The 21,453-nt window shown below is 67.4% G+C and carries 16 protein-coding genes; 5 read left to right on the top strand and 11 right to left on the bottom strand.

Annotation, left to right across the window (positions count from 1 at the left end):
• Positions 1-32 precede the first annotated feature (32 nt).
• The 4 genes from F7Q96_RS11790 to F7Q96_RS11775 form a co-directional block, all read right to left on the bottom strand.
• The gene (locus F7Q96_RS11790) at positions 33-1,565 is read right to left on the bottom strand and encodes a SpoVR family protein (RefSeq protein ID WP_053824461.1); all 1,533 of its coding nucleotides are present in this window, start codon (positions 1,563-1,565) and stop codon (positions 33-35) included.
• Positions 1,566-1,702: 137 nt separating this feature from the next.
• The gene (locus F7Q96_RS11785; protein WP_053824462.1) at positions 1,703-2,965 is read right to left on the bottom strand and encodes a YeaH/YhbH family protein; all 1,263 of its coding nucleotides are present in this window, start codon (positions 2,963-2,965) and stop codon (positions 1,703-1,705) included.
• Between the two features lie 38 nt (positions 2,966-3,003).
• Entirely contained in the window at positions 3,004-4,926 is a 1,923-nt protein-coding gene (locus F7Q96_RS11780) for a PrkA family serine protein kinase (RefSeq protein WP_006576790.1), read from the bottom strand.
• Positions 4,927-6,126: 1,200 nt separating this feature from the next.
• Positions 6,127-7,077, bottom strand: a complete 951-nt coding sequence (locus F7Q96_RS11775) for an SDR family NAD(P)-dependent oxidoreductase (protein WP_053824723.1) — start codon at positions 7,075-7,077, stop codon at positions 6,127-6,129.
• Between the two features lie 148 nt (positions 7,078-7,225).
• Between F7Q96_RS11775 and F7Q96_RS11770 the strand changes: the two genes are divergently transcribed.
• From F7Q96_RS11770 to F7Q96_RS11755, 4 genes are all read left to right on the top strand, one after another.
• The gene (locus tag F7Q96_RS11770) at positions 7,226-8,128 is read left to right on the top strand and encodes a LysR family transcriptional regulator (protein WP_006576792.1); all 903 of its coding nucleotides are present in this window, start codon (positions 7,226-7,228) and stop codon (positions 8,126-8,128) included.
• A gap of 143 nt (positions 8,129-8,271) precedes the next feature.
• Positions 8,272-9,441 carry an acyl-CoA dehydrogenase family protein gene (locus F7Q96_RS11765; RefSeq protein WP_053824463.1) on the top strand — a complete coding sequence of 390 codons (1,170 nt, stop codon included), beginning with the start codon at positions 8,272-8,274 and terminating at the stop codon, positions 9,439-9,441.
• A 67-nt stretch (positions 9,442-9,508) separates the two neighbouring features.
• A complete protein-coding gene (locus F7Q96_RS11760) occupies positions 9,509-10,888 on the top strand; it encodes an MmgE/PrpD family protein (RefSeq protein WP_053824464.1) in 1,380 nt (459 codons plus the stop codon).
• 114 nt (positions 10,889-11,002) lie between these two features.
• Positions 11,003-11,896, top strand: coding sequence for an HTD2 family dehydratase (locus F7Q96_RS11755; protein WP_053824724.1), 894 nt, complete (start codon positions 11,003-11,005; stop codon positions 11,894-11,896).
• Between the two features lie 179 nt (positions 11,897-12,075).
• On the opposite strand, the gene F7Q96_RS11750 is transcribed toward F7Q96_RS11755, so the two are convergent.
• The 6 genes from F7Q96_RS11750 to F7Q96_RS11725 all read right to left on the bottom strand — a co-directional run bounded on the left by F7Q96_RS11750 (position 12,076) and on the right by F7Q96_RS11725 (position 18,993).
• On the bottom strand, positions 12,076-13,101 hold the full coding sequence (locus F7Q96_RS11750) for a Bug family tripartite tricarboxylate transporter substrate binding protein (RefSeq protein ID WP_226994991.1): 1,026 nt from the start codon (positions 13,099-13,101) through the stop codon (positions 12,076-12,078).
• A 255-nt stretch (positions 13,102-13,356) separates the two neighbouring features.
• Positions 13,357-14,469, bottom strand: coding sequence for a hypothetical protein (locus tag F7Q96_RS11745; RefSeq protein WP_053824465.1), 1,113 nt, complete (start codon positions 14,467-14,469; stop codon positions 13,357-13,359).
• 264 nt (positions 14,470-14,733) lie between these two features.
• Positions 14,734-15,906: a thiolase gene (locus F7Q96_RS11740; protein ID WP_053824466.1), complete on the bottom strand. Its 1,173-nt coding sequence runs from the start codon at positions 15,904-15,906 to the stop codon at positions 14,734-14,736.
• A gap of 4 nt (positions 15,907-15,910) precedes the next feature.
• Positions 15,911-16,318: a Zn-ribbon domain-containing OB-fold protein gene (locus tag F7Q96_RS11735; protein WP_053824467.1), complete on the bottom strand. Its 408-nt coding sequence runs from the start codon at positions 16,316-16,318 to the stop codon at positions 15,911-15,913.
• 249 nt (positions 16,319-16,567) lie between these two features.
• On the bottom strand, positions 16,568-18,118 hold the full coding sequence (locus F7Q96_RS11730) for an acetolactate synthase large subunit (protein ID WP_151022687.1): 1,551 nt from the start codon (positions 18,116-18,118) through the stop codon (positions 16,568-16,570).
• Between the two features lie 107 nt (positions 18,119-18,225).
• The gene (locus F7Q96_RS11725; protein WP_053824468.1) at positions 18,226-18,993 is read right to left on the bottom strand and encodes a GntR family transcriptional regulator; all 768 of its coding nucleotides are present in this window, start codon (positions 18,991-18,993) and stop codon (positions 18,226-18,228) included.
• Positions 18,994-19,367: 374 nt separating this feature from the next.
• Between F7Q96_RS11725 and F7Q96_RS11720 the strand changes: the two genes are divergently transcribed.
• Complete coding sequence (locus tag F7Q96_RS11720) at positions 19,368-19,865, top strand: acyl-CoA thioesterase (protein ID WP_053824469.1); 498 nt, start codon at positions 19,368-19,370, stop codon at positions 19,863-19,865.
• Between the two features lie 49 nt (positions 19,866-19,914).
• Here the strand turns inward: F7Q96_RS11720 and F7Q96_RS11715 are convergent, their stop codons facing one another.
• Positions 19,915-21,432, bottom strand: coding sequence for a sensor histidine kinase (locus tag F7Q96_RS11715; protein ID WP_053824470.1), 1,518 nt, complete (start codon positions 21,430-21,432; stop codon positions 19,915-19,917).
• Between the last annotated feature and the right edge of the window lie 21 nt (positions 21,433-21,453).

Below are 21,453 nucleotides of genomic sequence, written 5' to 3'. Positions count from 1 at the left end.
CGGCCAGCCATCCTCGTATCGCCGTCTCCCGCTTACGCCGCCTTGCGATGGTGCTTGCGCTCCGGCCGGCATTCGTACTTGATCTCGTGCCGGCCGTCCTCGTAGACCACCTCGAGCCGCACGGTGAAGCCCCATAGCCGCGTGACATGGCGCACCACCTCCTCGAAGTTCTGCGCCAGCGGCCGGCGGTCGCTCTGCAGATGGCGCAGCGTCAGCGAGCGGTCGCCGCCGACGTCGACGTTGGTGACCTGGATGTTCGGCTCGATATTGGACAAATCGTACTGGCTGGCCAGCAGTTGCCGGATGCGCCGATAGCCCTCGTCGTCGTGGATCGCGGTCACGCGCAGCTTGCTTTCGCGGTCGTCGTCCAGCACCGAGAACAGCTTGAGTTCGCGGATCACTCTCGGCGACAGGAACTGCAGCAGGAAGCTCTCGTCCTTGAAGTTGCGCATCGCGAAGTCCAGCGTCTTGCGCCAGTCGCTGCCCGCGATTTCCGGCGCCCAGCGGTAATCCTCGTCGTCCGGGTGCTCGCACATGCGGCGCAGGTCCTGGAACATCAGGAAGCCGAGCGTGTAGGGATTGAGGCCGCTGTAATAAGGGCTGTGGTACGGCGGCTGGTAGATGACGTTGGTATGGGCCTGCAGCAGCTCCATCATGAAGGCGTCGTTGACCAGCCCCTGCTCGTACAGTTCGTGCAGGATCGTGTAGTGCCAGAACGTGGCCCAGCCCTCGTTCATCACCTTGGTCTGCCGCTGCGGATAGAAGTACTGCGCGATCTTGCGCACGATGCGGACGATCTCGCGCTGCCATGGCTGCAGCTTCGGCGCGTTCTGCTCGATGAAGTACAGCAGGTTCTCCTGCGGCTCCGGCGGGAAGGTGGCCTCGGTCTCGGGCGGTTCGTCCTCGGTCACCAGCGCGTGCGAACGGTGCTTCGGCAAGGTGCGCCACAGATCGTTGACCTGCATCTGCAGATAGTTCTCCCGCTCGGCTTGGCGCGCCTGCTCCTCGGTGATCGACAGCTTCTTCGGCCGCTTGTAGCGGTCGACGCCGTAGTTCTGCAGTGCATGGCAGGAGTCGAGCAGCAGTTCGACCTCCTGCTCGCCATAACGCTGCTCGCATTCGGCAACGTAGTTCTTCGCGAACAGCAGGTAGTCGACGATGGCGTCGGCGTTGGTCCAGGTGCGGAACAGGTAATTGCCCTTGAAGAAGGAGTTGTGGCCATAGCAGGCGTGCGCGATCGTCAGCGCCTGCATCGGCATCGTGTTCTCCTCCATCAGGTAGGCGATGCAGGGGTTGGAGTTGATCACGATCTCGTACGCCAGACCCATGTGCCCGCGCTGGTAGCTGCGCTCCGACGCCAGGAAGTGCTTGCCGTAGGACCAGTGGCTGTAGCCGACCGGCAGGCCCGCGGACGCATAGGCGTCGAGCATCTGCTCGGCGGTGATGATCTCGATCTGGTTGGGATAGGTATCGAGACCGAAATCGGCCGCGATGCGCGCGATTTCCCGGTCGTACCGCTGGATCAGTTCGAAGGTCCACTCCGAACCGGTAGAGAGGTATGCCATTTCCCACCCCCATGTCGGCGGAGCGCCATCGCGGCTCCACCGGTTAGCCAAGGCCTGTCCGCTGCGGCGCCCTTGCATGGACCCCATGCCGGGCACCGGTACGCCAGGGTGTCAACGCATCGGTGCCCGGTGTCCGGTCAGGCCGCCTTCTTCTGAAACAGGTCGTGCAGCACAGGATAGATCTCGTCCGAGCCGATGATCCGCTGCATCGCGAAGTTCTCGTGCGCGCTCTTGACCGTCATGTACTCTTCCCACAGGTTTTGCGGCTCCTCGGACGCGACCTCGACATAGGCGTAGTACTGCACCAGCGGCAGGATCGATTCGCGCAGCAGCCGCCCGCACAGCTCCGAGTCGCCGGCCCAGTTGTCGCCATCCGACGCCTGGGCGCAGTAGATGTTCCACTGGCTGGCCGGGTAACGGTTGTGGATCACGTCGACCATCAGCTTCAGCGCGCTGGACACCACCGTGCCGCCCGATTCCCGCGAATGGAAGAAATCTTCCTCGTCGACTTCCTTGGCGACCGTATGGTGGCGAATGAAGACGACGTCGATGCGTTCGTAGTTCCGCTTCAGGAACAGGTAGAGCAGCATGAAGAAGCGCTTGGCCAGGTCCTTGCGGCTCTCGTCCATCGACCCCGACACGTCCATCAGGCAGAACATCACCGCCTGCGCCTGCGGACGCTTCTTCAGCACGCGGTTGTTGTAGCGCAGGTCGAGCTTCTCGATGAAGGGCACGCGGTCGATGCAGGCGCGCAGATGGCGCATCTCCTTCATCATCTCCTGCGCGCGGGCCGTGTAGGGGCCCTCTTCCTCGAGCACCTCGCTGTATTGCTGCTCGAGCGCCTGCAGGCGCCGCTGGTAGGGCCCGGACAGCGCGATGCGCCGGCCGAGCGAACTGCGCATCGTGCGCAGCACCGACAGGTTCGAGGGCGTGCCGTCGATCGAGAAGCCGGCGCGCACCTTGCGCACCTCGGCGATCTTGGCCAGATGGCGCTTGGCCATGTCGGGCAGCGCCATGTCCTCGAAGAAGAAATTGAGGAAGTCCTCGCGCGAGAGCGTGAAGACGAAATCGTCCTCGCCCTCGCCCGAGTCGCTCGCCCGGGAGCCGGTTCCGCCCGCCCCTTGCTGCTGGCGGTCGAAACTGTCTCCGCGGACGAACTTCTTGTTGCCGGGGTGGATCCACTCGCGCTTGCCACCCTGGCCATGGTGGAATATCGGCTCGGAGATGTCCTTGACCGGAATGGACACCTGACCGCTCTGTTCGATGTCCATGATCTTCCGGCCGGACACCGCCTTCGCTACGGCCTGCCGAATCTGCTCGCGGTAACGCTTGATGAATCGCTGCTTGTTGACCGCGCTCTTGTTGCCGCCATTCTCCCGCCGATCGATGACCGTGGCCATATTGGTTGCCCTCGTTCAGAGGCCCCGTGCAGGCGCCGTTACGATGATTTTCGAACGCGCAAGTACCACTCCACCAGCAGCCGGACCTGCTTGGGCGTATAGCCCTTTTCGACCATGCGGTTGACGAAGTTCTCGTGTTTCTCCTGATCCTCGCGCGAGGACTTGGCGTTGAAGGAAATGACCGGCAGCAGGTCCTCCGTGGTGGAGAACATCCGCTTCTCGATCACCATGCGCAGCTTCTCGTAGCTGGTCCAGTTCGGGTTCTTGCCGCCGTTGTTGGCCCGCGCCCGCAGCACGAAGTTGACGATCTCGTTGCGGAAGTCCTTCGGGTTCGAGATACCCGCCGGCTTTTCCACCTTCTCCAGCTCGTCGTTCAGCGCGTTGCGGTCGAGGATCTCGCCGGTGTTGGGATCGCGGTACTCCTGGTCCTGGATCCACAGATCGGCGAACACCACGTAGCGATCGAAGATGTTCTGGCCATATTCGGAATACGACTCCAGATAGGCGGTCTGGATCTCCTTGCCGATGAACTCGACGAACGGCGTCGTCAGGTATTCCTTGATATACGACAGCAGCTTCGCTTCCTGCTCCGGCGGGAACTGTTCGCGCTCGATCTGCTGCTCGAGCACGTACAGCAGGTGCACCGGATTGGCCGCGACCTCGGTGTTGTCGAAGTTGAAGACCTTGGACAGCACCTTGAACGCAAAGCGTGTCGACAGCCCGCTCATGCCCTCGTCGATGCCGGCGTAGTCGCGGTACTCCTGGTACGACTTCGCCTTCGGGTCGACGTCCTTCAAGCTTTCGCCATCGTAGACCCGCATCTTCGAGAAGATGTTCGAGTTCTCCGGTTCCTTGATCCGCGTCAGCACCGCGAACTGGGCCATCATCTTCAGCGTGTTCGGCGCGCATGGCGCCGCCGACAGCGAGCTGCTGCGCAGCAGCTTGTCGTAGATCTTGACCTCGTCGGACACGCGCAGGCAGTACGGCACCTTGACGATATAGATCCGGTCGAGGAAGGCCTCGTTGTTCTTGTCGGCCTTGAACGATTGCCATTCGGCCTCGTTCGAGTGGGCCAGGATCACGCCGTCGAACGGAATCGCGCCGAAGCCCTCGGTGCCCTTGTAGTTGCCCTCCTGCGTCGCCGTCAGCAGCGGGTGCAGGACCTTGATCGGCGCCTTGAACATCTCGACGAACTCGAGCAGGCCGCGGTTGGCCAGGCACAGGCCGCCGGAATACGAGTACGCGTCGGGGTCGTCCTGCGGATAGTCCTCGAGCTTGCGGATATCGACCTTGCCGACCAGCGAGGAGATGTCCTGGTTGTTCTCGTCGCCCGGCTCGGTCTTCGCGATCGCGATCTGCGACAGCACCGAGGGCCGCAGCTTGACCACGCGGAAGCGCGTGATGTCGCCGTTGAACTCGTGCAGGCGCTTGACCGCCCATGGCGAGGCGATCGTGTTCAGATAGCGGACCGGGATGCCATAGTCCTCCTCCAGAATCTTGCCGTCTTCCTCGGGCGAGAACAGGCCGAGCGGCGATTCATGGATGGGCGAGCCCTTCAGCGCGTAGATGGGGATCTGCTCCATCAGCGACTTGAGCTTCTCGGCGAGCGAGGACTTGCCGCCGCCGGGAGGCCCGAGCAGGTAGAGGATCTGCTTGCGTTCCTCGAGACCCTGCGCGGCATGCTTGAAGAACGAGACGATCTGCTCGATCGTGTCCTCCATGCCGTAGAACTCGCGGAACGCCGGATAGATCTTGATGACCTTGTTGAAGAACAGGCGCGACAGTCGCGGGTCGTGGTGCGTGTCTACCAGCTCCGGCTGCCCGATCGCGGCGAGCATGCGCTCGGCCGCGGTCGCATAGGCAGTAGGGTCTTTCTTACAGATCTCCAGGTACTCCTGGATGCTGTATTCCTCTTCCTTGCGAGCTTCGAAGCGCGTGGCGTAGTGGCCGAAAATGTCCATACCTCACTCCCGTCAGAGTCTCGTCCGAGGCGAACGCAGTCCGTCTGCAGGTAGGTACCCTGCCTCATTCCACGTATCAGCCTTTGAATACCGCCACCCCGGCTTGGCGGAAGACTGACCATGTTGCGAAGTCTTTACTTCATCATAGTCAAATAACGCCCAGGGGGAAGAGCTTGTTGACGCGCATTGCGCACTCGCAACGGCGCTGTCCTGCTCGGGAAAACTGCGTCCTGGCTGCGTGCGACTGAGCGGCACGCTGACCGGTTCGCACTGGGCGGTGCGACCATGTTCTGGGACACACCTTACACCTTTCCCTTTGGTGCTGCACTGACCCGTTTGTAACGATTGCTTCCGACGAGCATCGCCGACATACCGGGACTGCAAAACCTTGGAACGGGTGGGGTCGTACGTTGGCACATCCTGCATCGTTGCGGCTGCCAGGGTCTCGCGCGCAACGTTGCGCGATACGCTGCCGACGTGTTCGCGCTGCGCGCGATCGCGACCGAAGCGAGGCGCGAAGGCGGGGTCGAAGCAGGATGAAAACGGAGCGCCGCGACATCGCGCATCGCGTTGCGGGAAAGCAGGGTTTACCCATCGAGCCGGGCGTCGTGCTGCGGTCGGCCCGGGCGTGGCGAAGCATCGTTCGCCGGTTGTCTCCATGCACCGTCGAGGCAATCGCGTCTCCCCTTTGGAATCGTGGCGCGCACCGCGAGGGTGCGTGCCCATTGGAATGCCGAAACCGCTACAGGTTCCAGCTCGCATTCGACCGCGTCGATCGCATCGCTGTGTCCCCGTCGCGGTTGCCCGCGCGGCGGCATCCGTCGGCCACCGTTGCCCGGTACACCAGCAAGTTGCGGGCCACATGCGGCACGCGAGTCGAGCGATGCGGCAGCGCCGGCGGAATGAACGGCCGTCATCGACGGCAGTGGACCACGATCAGGGGAAACCGCAATGCGCGACGACTTGCGCGTCGGCGACAATCGATCGAAGAAAAACGAGGAAGCGGACGAACGCCGGAGGAAGAAGAGCGGAACAGACGGACAGAGGTCGGGCGCACGAGCGACCGAGACCGAGCGACTGAGACCAAGCCACTGAGCGCCCAGGGACAGAGGGACGGACAACGCGCCGGGCGTCAGCACCCGGCACATCGTGCTGCCAGCGCTGGCAGCGCTGCCGGTGCACTGCCGGCAGCGGCGGAGGTCAGATCGGATCCCAGTTGATGACGTCGGGCGAGCGCTCCAGCGGATAGAAGCTGTTGCGCATTGCGGGGATCGCGATCTCGGCGATCGACTCCGGCGTCCACCCTTCGCTGGCATGCACCGATCGCACCGGGCGCGGCTGGCTCATCAGCATGATCTCGTTGGCGCGCACCGCGAAGATCTGCGCATTGACCTCGCGCGCCCCTTCGCTGGCGAGGAACACCGCCATCGGCGCGACCTTGCCTGCCTCCATCTTCTGCAGCTTGGCCACGCGCGCCTGCTCCTCGGGTGTCTCCGACGGAATCGAGCTGGTCATCCGGCTCCAGGCGAACGGTGCGATGCAGTTCGAGCGCACGTTGAAGCGGGCCATGTCCAGCGCGATCGATTTGGACAGCGCGGCGATGCCCAGCTTGGCCGCGGCGTAGTTGGCCTGGCCGAAATTGCCGATCAGGCCGGAGGTCGAGGTCATATGGACATAGGCGCCGCCCTGCTGGTCCTTGAAGTACGGCGCGGCCGCGCGGCTGACGAAGAAGGTGCCGTGCAGATGCACGTCGATCACCGCGCGCCATTCCTCCTCGTTCATCTTGAAGAACATGCGGTCGCGCAGATTGCCGGCGTTGTTGATCACGGCGTCGATGCGGCCGAACCGGTCGAGCGCGCACTGGACGATCGCGTTGGCGCCCTGCCAGCTCGCCACGCTGTCGGTGTTGGCCACCGCCTCGCCGCCGGCGGCCTGGATCTCCTCGACCACGCGCTGCGCCGGCCCTGCATCGCCGCCCTCGCCGCTCAGCGACACGCCGATATCGTTGACCACCACGCGCGCGCCCGCGGCGCCGAGCGCCAGCGCGATGCCGCGGCCGATGCCGCCGCCCGCGCCGGTCACCACCGCGACCTTGCCAGCCATCGTGCCTGCCGTCTTGCCTGCGGCCGATCCTTCCACCTTCGCCGTCATCATCGGTCTCCTGTCCCACCTACGAGGTTCTATTGAAGCGGCATATACGATAAATTGCCGGCAGCGAAAGGAGAATTCGCCAATCCCAAAAGACGCCTTCCGCGCGCCGAAACCCTCCGTTCGATCCCGCCAAACCCATCACGACACGATGCATTACGACCTGACCGACCTGCGCCTGTTTCTGAACGTAGGGGAAACCCATAACCTGACGCGGGCGGCCGAACGCAGCTTCCTGTCGCTGCCGGCGGCGAGCACCCGCATCAAGCAGCTGGAGGAAGCGTTCCAGACCCAGCTGCTGATCCGCCAGGTCAAGGGGGTGCGCCTGACGCCGGCCGGCGACGCGCTGCTGCGCCACGCGCGCGAGGTCTTTCGCGAGCTCGAATGCCTGCATGCCGATCTGCGGCCCTACGCCAAGGGCGTCAAGGGCAAGGTCCGGCTGCTGGCCAACACCACCGCGACCAACTCCTTCCTCGCCAGCGCGCTGTCGCGCTTCCTGTCGGAAAACCCGGACGTCGACATCGAGCTGGAGGAACACCTGTCGCAGGAAATCGTCTCGGCGATCGGTGCCGGCGCGGCCGACCTGGGCATCGTCGCCGGCGAGGTCGCCACCGAGGATCTGGACGTGATGCAGCTTTGCAGCGACGAGCTGATCGTGATCGCGCCGGTCAACCACCCGCTGCCGCAGTTCAAGCGGCTGCATTTCGCCGATCTGCTCGACACCTGCCGCTTCGTCGGGCTGAACCAGTTCAGCGCGATCCAGTCGTTTCTCGACCGCATCGCCAGCGGCATGGGCAAGCGCATCAGCCTGCGCATCCAGGTCGGCAGCTTCGATGCGGTCTGCCGCATGGTCGAGGCGGGCGCCGGCATCGCGATCGTGCCCAACAGCTGTGCGCGCCGCTACGCCAGCCGCAAGGTGCTGCGCTTCATCACGCTGGAGGACGACTGGGCCAGGCGCGAGCTGCGCCTGGTGCGCCGGCCCGGCAGGGAGCTGCCGCAGTTCGCCGAGACCCTGGTCCACTACCTGATCGACGCGGCCCGCGAGCCGGTCTGAGCCGTCGTCCCGCGCCGCGGCGCGGGCTCCGGGGCGCAGGTAAGGCGCGCCCTAAGCCGCTCTTTGGCAAATGCGAATGTCGGTGCGCGGCGGGCTCGGGAATAATGGCCGCATTCCCGTGATTCCCCGCGAAGGGCCCTCCGATGACGATCGACCAGGCGCGCGATGCGCATTACCCCGAAATCCGCGAAGCGGTGCGCGATCTGTGCGCCGGCTTCGATTCCGCCTACTGGCAGCGCGTCGAGCAGCAGGACGCCTTTCCCGAAGAGTTCGTCCAGGCGCTGACGCAGGCCGGCTGGCTGTCGGCGCTGATTCCGGAGAACTATGGCGGCTCCGGCCTGCCGCTGACGGCCGCCTCCGTGATCATGGAGGAGATCAATCGCAGCGGCGGCAATTCCGGCGCCTGCCACGGCCAGATGTACGTGATGGGCTGCCTGCTGCGGCACGGCTCCGAGGCGCAGAAGCAGCGCTGGCTGCCGGGCATCGCCGCGGGCGAGCTGCGCATGCAGTCGATGGCGGTGACCGAGCCGACCACCGGCACCGATACCACCAAGCTCAAGACCACCGCGGTGCGCCAGGGCGACCGCTATGTCGTCAATGGCCAGAAGGTCTGGATCTCGCGCGTGCAGCATTCGGACCTGATGCTGCTGCTGGCGCGCACCACGCCGCTGGACCAGGTCAAGCGCAAGTCCGAAGGGCTGTCCGTGTTCGTGGTCGACCTGCGCGAGGCGATCGGCAACGGCCTGACGGTCCAGCCGATCCGCAACATGGTCAATCACGAGACCAACGAGCTGTTCTTCGACAACCTGGAGATCCCGGCCGAGAACCTGATCGGCGAGGAAGGCAAGGGCCTGAAGTACATCCTCGACGGGCTGAACGCCGAGCGGATCCTGATCGCGGCCGAATGCATCGGCGACGGCTACTGGTTCGTCGAGCGCGCCAGCCACTATGCGCGCGAGCGCGTCGTGTTCGACCGCCCGATCGGCCAGAACCAGGGCATCCAGTTCCCGATCGCCCGCTCCTACGTCAACGTCGAGGCCGCCAGCCTGATGCGCTACCGGGCCGCCGAGCTGTTCGACGCGGGCCAGCCCTGCGGCAAGGAGGCCAACATGGCCAAGCTGCTGGCCGCCGATGCCTCGTGGGAAGCGGCCAACGTCTGCCTGCAGACCCACGGCGGCTTCGGCTTCGCCGCCGAATACGACATCGAGCGCAAGTTCCGCGAGACGCGTCTGTACCAGGTCGCACCCATCTCGACCAATCTGATCCTGTCCTACGTGGCCGAGCACGTGCTGGGGCTGCCGCGGTCCTTCTAGGGCGGCAGCTACCTCACCGCTCCCCCCGCCGCTCCCCCGCCGCGCCAACCCGTTCCACGCCAAGCCGATGCCCAGCTCCACAAGCTCCTATCCCACGCGCGAACTCTGCGAGTTCCTTGCCCGCTTCACGCTGTCCGACGTGCCACCGTCCGTGGTCGAACGCACCAAGGACCTGTTCCTCGACTGGATCGCCTCGGCCCTCGCCGGCAAGGACGCCCCGGCGATCCGCCGGCTGCAGGAGTTCGCCGTGGCGATGGGCCCGCAGCAGGGCCCGGCCGAGGTGCTGGTCGATCGCCGCCGCACCTCGCCGTGGTTCGCCGCGCTGGTCAATGCCGCGGCCTCGCATGTGGTCGAGCAGGACGATGTGCACAACGGCTCGGTGCTGCATCCGGCCGCGGTGGTGTTTCCCGCGGTGCTGGCCGCGGCCCAGGCCGAGGGCAGCAGCGGAGCGCAGCTGCTGACCGCGGCGATCGCCGGCTACGAGGCCGGCATCCGCATCGGCGAATTCATGGGCCGCTCGCACTATCGCGTGTTCCATACCACCGGCACGGTCGGCACGCTGGCCGCCGCGGCCGCGGTGGCCAAGCTGTACGGGCTCGATGCCGAGGGCATCAACCAGGCGCTGGGCTCGGCCGGCACCCAGGCCGCGGGCCTGTGGGAATTCCTGCGCGACGCCGCCGATTCGAAGCAGCTGCATACCGCCAAGGCGGCCGCCGACGGCCTGATGTCGGCGCATCTGGCGCGGGCCGGCTTCACCGGCGCGCGCCGCATCCTGGAGGGGGCGCAAGGCATGGCGGCCGGCATGTCCAGCGACGCCGATCCGGCGCGGCTGACCGACGGCCTGGGCACGCGCTGGGCCACCGCCGAGACCTCGTTCAAGTTCTTCGCCTCATGCCGGCACACCCACCCGGCCGCCGACGCGCTGAAGGCGCTGATGCAGCGGGAGAGCGTCGATCCCGAGCAGATCGCCAGCGTGACCGCGCACGTTCACCAGGGCGCGATCGACGTACTGGGCCCCGTGGTCGATCCGGTCACGATTCATCAGGCGAAGTTCTCGATGGGCACGGTGCTCGGGCTGGTCGCCTGGCATGGCCACGCCGGCCTGGGCGAGTTCGAGCAGCACGCGCTGCGCGATGCGCGCGTCGCGGCCTTCCGCGACAAGGTGGCGATGGCGCTCGACGCCGAGATCAACGCCGCCTATCCGCGCCAGTGGATCGGCCGCGTCACCGTGACGACCACCGACGGCCGCACGCTCGAAGCACGCGTGGATGTACCCAAGGGCGATCCGGACAACACGCTGAGCCGGCCGGAGCTCGAAGCAAAGGCACTGCAGCTGGCGGCCTTCCGCCAGGGCGCCAGCGAGGCGGAGATGCGCACGATCATCGCGCGCGTCTGGGCGCTCGAACACATGGACAGCATGGCGGACTGGTTGCCGGCCGCAGGCTGAACTCCTACGCTCGCAGAGACGGTGCGAAGACGCCGTCCCTGCCATTCCTACAACACTGAGAGGATTCCCGTGGCCCAACCATTGACGGCCGATCCGGCCCACGCCGATACCCGAATCAACACCAATACCAGTCACGACACGAAGACCGAGGCCGATACCAGCCTCGAAGCGCTGCGCCAGTGGATCGGCCGCAGCGAGAGCCGCACCGAGACGCTGGCGCTGCAACCGGTGCTCGGCCTCGCCGCCACGCTGGACCTGGACGGCGACGCGATCGCGAGCGGACCGCTGCCGCCGCTGTGGCACTGGCTCTATTTCCTGCCGCGTGCGCCGCAGCGCAAGCTGGGCCGCGACGGCCACGCGGTGCTGGGCGGCTTCCTGCCGCCGGTGCCGCTGCCCCGGCGGATGTGGGCCGGCAGCGAGCTCGACTTCCAGCGTCCGCTGCGGGTCGGCGACACCGTCACGCGAACCTCGACCATCGAGGAGGTCCAGCAGAAGACCGGCCGCAGCGGCGAGCTGTGGTTCGTGTCGGTCCGCCATGTGCTGACCGTCGGCGGCGAGACGGCACTGAGCGAGCGCCATGACATCGTCTATCGCGCGATGCCGGAGCCGGGCCAGGCCCAGCCGCCGCGCCCGCGCCTGCCGCACCAGCCGCAATGGCAGCGCCAGCTGCATGCCGATCCGGTCATGCTGTTCCGCTTCTCGGCGCTGACCTTCAACGGGCATCGCATCCATTACGACCACGACTACGTGCGCGACGTCGAGGGCTATCCCGGCCTGGTCGTCCACGGTCCGCTGCAGGCGGTGCTGATGGTCGACCTGTTGCGGCGCGAACTGCCACGGGCGAACGTCAGGCGCTTCGGCTTTCGCGGCATGGCGCCGCTGTTCGACCACGACGTGGTCACGGTCGGCGGCCGCCGGGACGAACAGCAGCCCGGACGTGTGCTGCTGTGGACCGGCGACGATGCGGGCGGGCAGGCGATGGAGGGATGGGCGGTGGTCGAGGAATAACCCCTGCCGTTGCCCGCGCGCCCGCAACCGCCCGCAACCACCTGCAACGGCCCGCATCGCCTGCATCCGTGGTCCCCGCGAAAGCGGGGCCCGGCGGCCTCGTAACGGCGGCAGGCCACCAGGCCTTCACAAGGCCGAAGACGCCGGGTCCCGCGTCTGCGGGAATGACGCCACAGCCGTCATTCCACCTCGATCTTCGCCGTCTTGACCACCCCGCCCCACAGGCGCAGCTCGCGCTCGATCCGCTCCGCCAGCGGCTTCGGGCCGGTGATGTTCAGGTCGTAGCCGCCCTGCGTCATGCGCTGGCGGAAGGCCGGATCGTCGCCGACGGCTTGCTGCGCCTTGACCAGCGTGTCGACTACCTCGGCCGGCAGCTTCGGCGGGCCGATCAGCGCATACCAGCCGGTCACCGCATAGTCCTTCAAGCCGGACTCGACCATGGTCGGCACGTTCGGCAGCGCGGCGTTGCGCTCCTTCGACGTCACCGCCAGCGGCCGCACCTTGCCGCCCTGGATATGGCCGATCGCGGTGCCGGTGATATCGAACATGAAGGCGATCTTGCCGCTGATCACGTCGGTCATCGCCGGCGAGTTGCCCTTGTACGGTACGTGCAGCATCTTGACGCCGCTCATCTGCGCCAGCAGTTCGGCCGACAGATGGTTGGACGCGCCGACGCCGGCCGAGCCGAACGCCACGCCCTGCGGGTGCCTGCGGGCGTACTCGACCAGCTCGCCGACGTTGCGGGCCGGGAAGTCCTTGTTGATCAGCAGCACGTTGGTGTAATCGGTGATCAGCCCGATATGGCTGAAGTCCCGGGTCGGATTGAAGTTGACCGCCTTCTGGATCAGCGGCGTCATCGTCATCGTCGGGCTGGCGACGAAGTACAGCGTGTAGCCGTCGGGCGGCGCCTTGGCCGTGACCTCGGCGGCAATCGCGCCGCTGGCGCCGGCGCGATTGTCGACCACCACCGGCTGCTTGAGCACGCGTCCGAGATGATCCGCATAGACGCGTGCCGCGGTGTCCACCGGACCGCCCGGCGTATAGCCGACGATCAGCTTGATCGGGCGAGAGGGATAGGGCTCGGCCGCGGCGGCGCCTTCGCTGAGCGCCAGCGAGGCCACCGCCACCGCCGTCACTGGGACCAGCGCGCCCAGCACGGTCGCCAGCGTGCCGGCGGGCCGCCATCGTGTTTGCTTCGTTGCCATGCGTCTCCTCCTGAGGTGAACGGTCTGGCTCGGCCGGCGCACTTTGTTGTTCGCGCACGTTCGGTCCGCATGGGCTGGGTCCGTTTACATATAGAGAGAAGCCCTGGCGCTTCCGCCGATGCCATCACCGCAGTGTGTGGGGGCGCCGGCCCGCTCGCCATTTGCATTTGGCTAAGGCCGCCTTCCGCACGGCCGTGGGTGCGCTGCGGCAAACCGCGCGCACCGGATGGCACGGCGCGCGCGACGGCTCGACGCTCAATAGCAGCGCACGCCGTCGTCGTCGCGGCATGCCGGCTCCGGAGCAAGCACCGGAAGCAGACGCCGCGGATTCTGCAGTTCCTGCCTGACCGCTTCGACGCCGTGGATGGCCGCACGGTATCCGTGCCGCCGCGTCCCTTCCCCGCCCACCCGCACGACGACCGCCGCGCGCCCGTCGCGTGGCATCGGATAGACCTTGAGCTGCGCCCTGCCCGCGAGTTCGCCGCGGCCACGCATCGGCAGCCGGAACAACCGGATCAGCAGCGCCAGCAACGCGCCTTGCCAGTCGCCCGCGGCGAGCCTGTCGCGTACACCTGGGCCACAGATCGCCACGGCCTCATGCATGCGCCGTGCGTCTCCCACACGTACCGGGCGGATACGGCAGCGCAGCAGCACGCGCCGCGGGTCGCCGTCGCGCCGGCGCCCGGTGCGGCGCCACGGCCGGATCCGGAAGGCCAGGCACGCGTCCATCTCGGTGCCGCGAGCCCCCGGGGAATCTGCCGTGCCGCTCTCGGCCGCGGATTCAGTGGCGCCGCGCGGATCCGATGGCCGTTGCCAGCGCGTGAACTTGTGCAGGCGGATCTCGCCGCCTGTGCCCGCGGAAATCGTCAGGCGGCGCTGCACCGGCGCGGCGCCCGCATTGACGGCGCGCTCGTCGCGGCAGACCAGCGCCTCGTCGGCGATCGCCGCCGCGCACTCGATCAGCGCGGCGCGCCTGGCGACATCGTCGTGCGGCACGCGGTCCTGCACGGCACCATGCGGATCGAACAGGGCGCTGAGGCAATCGCTCAGGCGGATCAGCACCTTGACGCCCATCTCCAGTTCGAGCGCGGCGCAGGCGGCGTCGGGATCGATCGACCGGTCGCAGCCGTGCAGTCGGAGGCGGTATTCGCGCCCGATATCGGCGAACACCGAGCGCAGGCGGCCGCCGGCATCCGCTGCCAGCGTGACATCGATGCTCCCTTCGCCGAGAAACAGCCTGGCCGCGGTGCGCGCCACCTGCGCGGCATCGCGCGGCCGCAGCGGCGGCTGGCAGGCGCGGGATCGCGGGTCACCGATATGCGGCGTCGCGGGAAGGAACGAGGGCATCGGGCAGGTGGGCAGCGTCATGGGGCGGGCAGGCTCGCAGGAGAAGAACACTCGCGGACGATCCCCTGGCCGGTGGACTACACCTGACCGGCCCGCGAATCGCCATCGCCCTCTCTAGACGAGCGGCGCGGCGCCATCGTTGACCCGGATTGCCGACTTCGCGCGACTTCACCTCGGCTGGTTTCGCCAAATGAAAAAATGCGGGCGAACGCGTTAAGCGTTCGCCCGCATTGCTTTCGCTTGCTGCGGCATGCCGTCGCAGCACCGGCTCGAACGCCGAGCCTGCTACAGCGCCGCCGCGGTGCCGAGGATCGCGGTCGACTGGCTCGACAAGGTGCCGCCGTTGCCGTGCACCAGTGCAATCTCCGCACCGTCCACCTGCCGCTCGCCGCATTCGCCGCGCAACTGCCGCACCGCCTCGATGGTGATGAACATGCCGTACATGCCGGGATGCACGCACGACAGCCCGCCGCCGTTGGTATTGACCGGCAGCCTGCCGCCGGGCGCGATGGCGCCGCCGCTGACGAAGGGCCCGCCCTCGCCCTTGGCGCAGAAGCCGAGGTCTTCGAGGAACAGCAGCGTGTTGATCGTGAAGGCGTCGTACAGCTCGAGCACGTCGACATCGGCCGGCTTGATGCCCGCCATCGCGAACGCGCGCTCGCCCGACTCCTTCGCGGCGGTGACCGTCAGATCCGGCATGCTCGAGATCTGCCGGTGCCAGGTCGCGGTGGCGTTGCCCAGTACATAGACCGGCGGCCTGGCCAGATCCCTGGCGCGTTCGGCGCGCACCATCACATAGGCGCCGGCGCCGTCGGTGACCAGGCAGCAGTCGCGCACCGACAGCGGGTCCGACACCATGCGTGCGTTCAGCACATCGTCGATGCTCAACGGGTCGCGCATCAGCGCATCGGGATTGAGTTGTGCCCACTTGCGCGCGGCCACCGCGACCTCGGCCAGATGCTCGCGCGTGGTGCCGTACTGATGCATGTGCCGCGCGGCCGCGAGCGCATAGGACGTGATCGGCTGCATCGGCTGGTACGGATTCTCGTACGGCTGCGGGTCCAGCACCGAGCGGACCTTGGCGATGCCGGCGCGGCCGACCGTCGAGGTGCGCTGGTTGCTGCCGTAGCAGACCAGCACCGCGTCGCAGACGCCCGCCTCCAGCGCCAGCATCGCCGGCAGCATATGCGCGACGAAGCTCGAGCCGCCGATCATCGTGCTGTCGACGAACTTCGGATGGATGCCCAGGTATTCGGCGACCGGCATCACCCACATGGTGGCGCCGACGCTGGCGGTGGCAATGCCGTCGATCTCGCGCATCGACATGCCGGCGTCCTTGACCGCGGCCTTGGCCGCCTCCACCAGGATTTCCATTTCGGTCTTGCCGTGGGCCTCGCCGAGTCCGGCCTGGCCCACGCCGACGATGGCGACGCCACCGCGCAATGATTGTGCTGGCATCGCGTCAGCCCTCCACCGGATCGAACACCACCATCGCCGGAACGCCGTCGCCGGCCGCGGGCGCGACGCGCGCCTTGACCCGCATGCCGATGCGGACCACCTGCGGCGCCACGCCCTCGACCCGGCTCATCATCCGCACGCCTTCGTCCAGATCGATCAGCGCGACGTTGTAGTCGCCGCCCGCATCGGGCTTGCGGCGCACCACACTGGTCGAATACACGGTGCCGGTACCCTTGGGATCGGTCCAGTCCAGCGCCTCGCCGCCGCAGTGCGGGCAGAGATTGCGCGGATAGAACACGTAGCGGCCGCAGTCGCGGCAGTGCTGGATGCGAAAGCGCCCTTCGTTCAGCAGGGCCGCATAGATACGGTCCGGCCCCTGCTCGGCCTGCGCCGCGGTGGTGGGTGTCGTCATGCTGTCTCCTGGCTCGATGCCTTCCGCGGGCAGCTTGCCGCAGTCATCAGCGCTTCGGCAATTCGCTTGTCCGGAAGGGTGGATTATTCGGTCGTGAAGGGGGCTGCCCCTGCCCTCTCCCCCATCCCTTCCCCGGCAAGCGGGAGAGGGGAGCAAACCAGCGGGCTTTTCCCATGCCGACGGTGTTCTCCCTCACCCGCTAGCGGGAGAGGGCCGGGAAGAAGGTCGGGCGCCCACAACCCCAAAAACTCAAATCACCAGCTCGATCAGGAACGGCCCCTTGCGCTTGTTCGCCATCGCGAACAGATCGGCAAAGCTCTCCATGTCGGCCGCGCGCGCGCCCTCGACGCCCATGCCGGCGGCGAGCTTGACCCAGTCGAGATCCGGATTGCCGATGTCGAGCATGTCCAGTGCCGTCTTGCCCGGATTGGCGCCGACGCCGGCCAGTTCGCCCAGCAGGATCGCGTACTTGCGATTGGCCAGCACCACCACGGTAACGTCGAGCTGCTCGCGCGCCATCGTCCACAGCGACTGCACGGTGTACATGCCGGAGCCGTCGGCCTGCAGCGCAACCACGCGCCGGTCCGGCACGGCCACGGCGGCACCGACCGCCAGCGGCAGGCCGGCGCCGATGGCGCCGCCGGTCAGCTGCAGCCAATCGTGCGGGGCGGCATGCACGGTGCCGGGATAGAAAGCGCGGCCGAAGCTGACGCTCTCCTCGACCACGACAGCCTGCTCCGGCAGCAGCGCGCTCAGCGTCTGCGCGACGGCTTCGGACGTTACCGCGCCGCTGGCGACGCCGGCCGGTGCGACAGCCGGGGTGGGGCCATCAGGCACCGGCACCGCGGGCGCGCCGAGCGCGTCGGCCAGGCGCGCCAGCGCATCGGCCAGGTCCTGCTCGGGACGGGCCAGCACGTGGATCTGCGCGTCCTCGGGATAGGGGCGCGGCGACTTGCCGGGATAGGCGAAGAAGGTCACCGGCGGCGGCGCGCCGACCAGGATCACCTGGCGGATGCCGGCCAGCCTGGCGCGCGCGGCATCGCCGGAGTAAGGCACGCGCTCGACGGCGAAGCGGCCGCGCCCGCGCGACACGCGCGCATTGGACATCGGCGTGATCAGCCGCGCGTCGGTGGCAGCGGCGATGCGGTGCGCATCGGCCAGCGGCGCCTCGCGCAGCGCCGTGCCGGCCAGCACCAGCAGCGTCGGCTGGCCGGAGCGCAGCCAGCGCGCGGCCTGCTCGATCGCGTCCGGGGACACCTTGGGCGCGCTCAGCGGCGGCAGCGGCGCGGCCACCTTGCCGCCTTCGTCCCAGCACACGTCGGACGGCAGGATCAGGCTGGCCACGCCGCCGGGCGCGGCGCAGGCGGCCTGCACCGCGGCCGCGGCATCGGCCCCGACCTGATCGGCGCGCTGCGCGGTGCGGGTCCAGACCGATACGGGACGCGCCCAGCCCTCGGTGTCGGCTGTCAGCGGCGCATCGAGCGGCCGGTGATAGGTGGCCTGGTCCCCGATGATATTGACGATCGGCGTCTGCGCGCGCCGTGCGTTGTGCAGATTGGCCAGGCCGTTGGCCAGGCCCGGTCCGCAATGCAGCAGCGTCGCCGCCGGCTTGTCGGCCATGCGGGCATAGCCGTCGGCCGCGCCCGTGACCACGCCCTCGAACAAACCCAGCACGCAGCGCATGCCGGGAATGCGGTCGAGCGCCGCGACGAAATGCATCTCGCTGGTGCCAGGATTGGCAAAGCAGGTATCGACGCCGCAGGCGAGCAGGGTCTTGACCAGGCTCTCGGCGCCGTTCAGCGTCTGCCCGGCTTGCTGGGTTGGGTTGGTCTCCATATTGCGCGCTTCCTTGGTCTCAGGTCGATCGAATTGAAATCGGTTGGGGATAGGTGAGCCGGCCTGCTGGATCATCCGGCCAGGCCGCCCGGGTCGAGCAGATCGAAGTCGAGGCAGACATATTCGGTCGGAAATTCGATGCGCGCGTAATAGACGATCACGCCATCGGCGCATGCGTGGCGGCGCAGCTCCGCGACCGGCGCGCCGACCGGCAGCGCCAGCGCGGCGGCCGATTCCGCACCGGCCGCGATGATCGACAGCCGCTGGCGGGCGCTCGATACCCGCAGCCCCGGAAAGCGATCCAGCACCGGCACCGACGCGCCCTGCCGGAACGCGCGCGGATTGCGCGCGAACAGGCCTTCCTCGATATAGACCTCGCCGATCGCGAAGGGCCGGCCGTCGAGCCGGTGCAGCCGGCGCAGGAAGTGGTAGGCGGGCGCGCGCTCGGCCTCGCACGGCATGCCGAGCTCGTCGGGCAACGGCACGCTGCCCGCGGACTCGACCAGCGCCTCGGTGCCTAGCTGCTCGCCGACCTCGACCGCCTGGCCCCAGGTGACCGGCAGCGACACCGGCCGGCGCCGCTTGCAACCGCCCTTGACGAAGGTGCCGCGGCCGCGCGAGCGCGCGACCAGGCCTTCGTCGTCAAGTACCGACAGCGCGTGATGCATCGTCATGCGCGCGACCCCGTACTGCCGGCACAGGTCCTCGAGCGAAGGGATCCGTTCGCCGGGCCGCCAGACCCCGCTCTCGATGCGGCGGCGGAAGATGGTCGCCAGCTGCAGATAGACCGGCTCGCGGCTGCGCGACAACAGTTCGGTCGAGGACAGGGAATCGGACATCGATGGGCGGCAGACGGTGGGGCCGAAGCGCGACGCAGGGCAGCGGACGGGCCCGATGCAAACGAACGCGCGGCCCCGGGAAACGGACTCAGTGAGCGAACCCGGTGACCGAACTCAGTGAGCGGACTCGGCGAACTGCCACTGTAATAAGGTCTAGTTACCTATACCACTAGGGTTTACCGCGGGTTGGTGCGGCATCACGCAGTCAGCGGCGGGACGGCAATGGCAAGTTCCGCTTACGTGCGCAGCCCCTCGTCTACCCGCAAAGGTTGGGTGACGTCCGTGCAGGGTCTCCGGCCAGAATGCGCCATGCCCCCTCTCCCCCGGGGGCAAGCGAGGCTGCCGCTCGCAGCCATTGATCCAGGAGCTTTTCCATGTTGATGCGTGACGTGATTCCCCACATCCTGAACCGCGGTACCAGCCAGCTGGCGCAGGACCAGGTCGAAACCCCTCCCCGCAAGACGTTCCACCACACGATCGACATCTATCTGAAGGATTCCAACGCCTTCATGAACACCTACTTCGCGCGCTATTTCGAATGGCAGGGCATCTGCCGCGAGCGCTGGTTCCACGAATGCATCCACGGCAACCTGCTGGCCGCTGGCGGCGTCTTCGTGACCAAGCGCGCGCACCAGGAATATGTCGAGGAGACCTTCCCGTTCCAGCGTGTGGACTGCTACCTGAACACCTTCCAGGTCAAGCAGTGCTCGGCGTATCTGCTGTTCCGCTTCTGCGTCGACGAGCGGCCGGTTTCGCTGGGCTACCAGCAGATCGTGTTCGCCGACAAGGACAAGCGGATCGCGCGATTCCCGAAGGAGATCGTCGAGCGGGTCAAGGAGTATGAGGTCAGCGCGCCGGTGCTGGCCAACTAGCAGCGAAGCAGGTCGGCCGCTCGGGCTGACCTGCGGCACGGCCGTCGCGTCAGGCGGCCGTGCCGTGGCCGAGTGGCTGGATCGACTGCATCGGCTGCATCGGCTCGATCCGCTCGAGCGCATCGAGCGGGCCGATCGCGGCGGCCGCGTGCGCCGGCTCCGGCGGCTCGGCCGCCACCGCGACCGGCAGATGCAGCGTGAAGACGGTATGGCGGCCCGGCGCCGATTGGCAGTCGATGCGGCCGCCGAAGGCCTCCATCACGCGCCGGCAGAACGCCAGCCCCATGCCGGCGCCGCTGCCGTGCGGCTTGGTCGAGAAGAACGGATCGAAGATGCGCGGCAGCACGTCCGCCGGAATCCCGGGACCGGTATCGCTTACGCGCAGCTGATAGAAGCCGCCCGATTCGCGCGCCGAGATCTCGATGCGGCCGCCGTCTGCGGCGTCGGCCTGATGTGCGCGCATCGCCTGCAGCGCGTTCTTCAACAGATTGAACAACACGTAGACCAGCAGCGTGTCGGAGCCGCGGAAGCGCCAGCCGTCCGGTATCGCCCGCACCGAAACCCGTTCGCGCTCGCCGGCGCGGAACGGGTAGCGTTCCAGCGCGGACTGGACGCATTGCGCGACGCCGTGCGGCACGAAGCTGCCGCGGTCGAGCCGCTCCAGCGTGATCGAGGCGAGCGCCATTTCGATCACGGCCTGGGTGCCGTCGACCTCGCCACGGATCGCGCGAAGCAGCGTCGGCAGCCGCTCGAGCTGGCCGGGGCGCAGGCCATCTTCGATCAGGCCATGCTCGACGGCGCAGCGATAGCCGTCCAGCACGGTCGGCCAGACCGCCGCCAGTTCCTGCGTCTGCATGCGGATGGTCGCCAGCGGCGTGCGCACTTCGTGGGCCACGGTGGCCGCCAGCGAGTATGGATGCATCAGGTCGTAGCGGACGATCGACAGCGCGATGATGCCCAGGCTCACCGCGATGAAGACCACGCCCGGCGGATAGAAGTCGTGGCCGTAATTGACTGCATAGTCGATCGCGGCCAGCGAATACAGGCCCAGGCTCCACAGGCACAGCGTCAGGCGCTGGCGCTTCTCGCCCACCGCGCCGCGCCGCGCATCGAGCAGCAGCCAGCCGCTGCGCAGCGCCAGCAGCACGGTCTGCGCGACATGGACCGGGTGCAGAATCCCGGCGCGCGGGTAGTTGCCGAAGCCGTAGAGGTAGTAATCGGAGACCAGCCGATCGGATGTCAGCAATACCACCGCCAGCAACAGCGACATGCCGTAGGACACCAGCAGCCACGGCCGCTCGCCGCGGCGCTCGGTTACCTCGGTGATGAAGTGATAGAAGGTGGTCGGCAGGAAGACGATGAACAGATAGCCGACCTTGGCCAGCAGCAGCGCCACGTCGGGATGCGTGGTCTGGAACAGGAAGGCCCAGGTTCCCTGCCACGCGAACGTCGTCGCGCACATCAGGAAGAACGTCGTGGTCAGACGCGTGACGCCCCTCGTCACCAGCACGTAGAGGCCGTAACCGAGAAAGATCGACGAGACGAAGGCGGGCAGGATGGCGTACATGACGTGACCGTTTGAGCTGCC

Origin of the sequence: Cupriavidus gilardii, from assembly GCF_008801915.1 — a bacterium.
In the GTDB taxonomy this organism is placed as follows: domain Bacteria; phylum Pseudomonadota; class Gammaproteobacteria; order Burkholderiales; family Burkholderiaceae; genus Cupriavidus; species Cupriavidus gilardii.
Note: the sequence above shows the minus strand (reverse complement) of the source record. Positions and strands in the feature narration are given on the sequence as shown.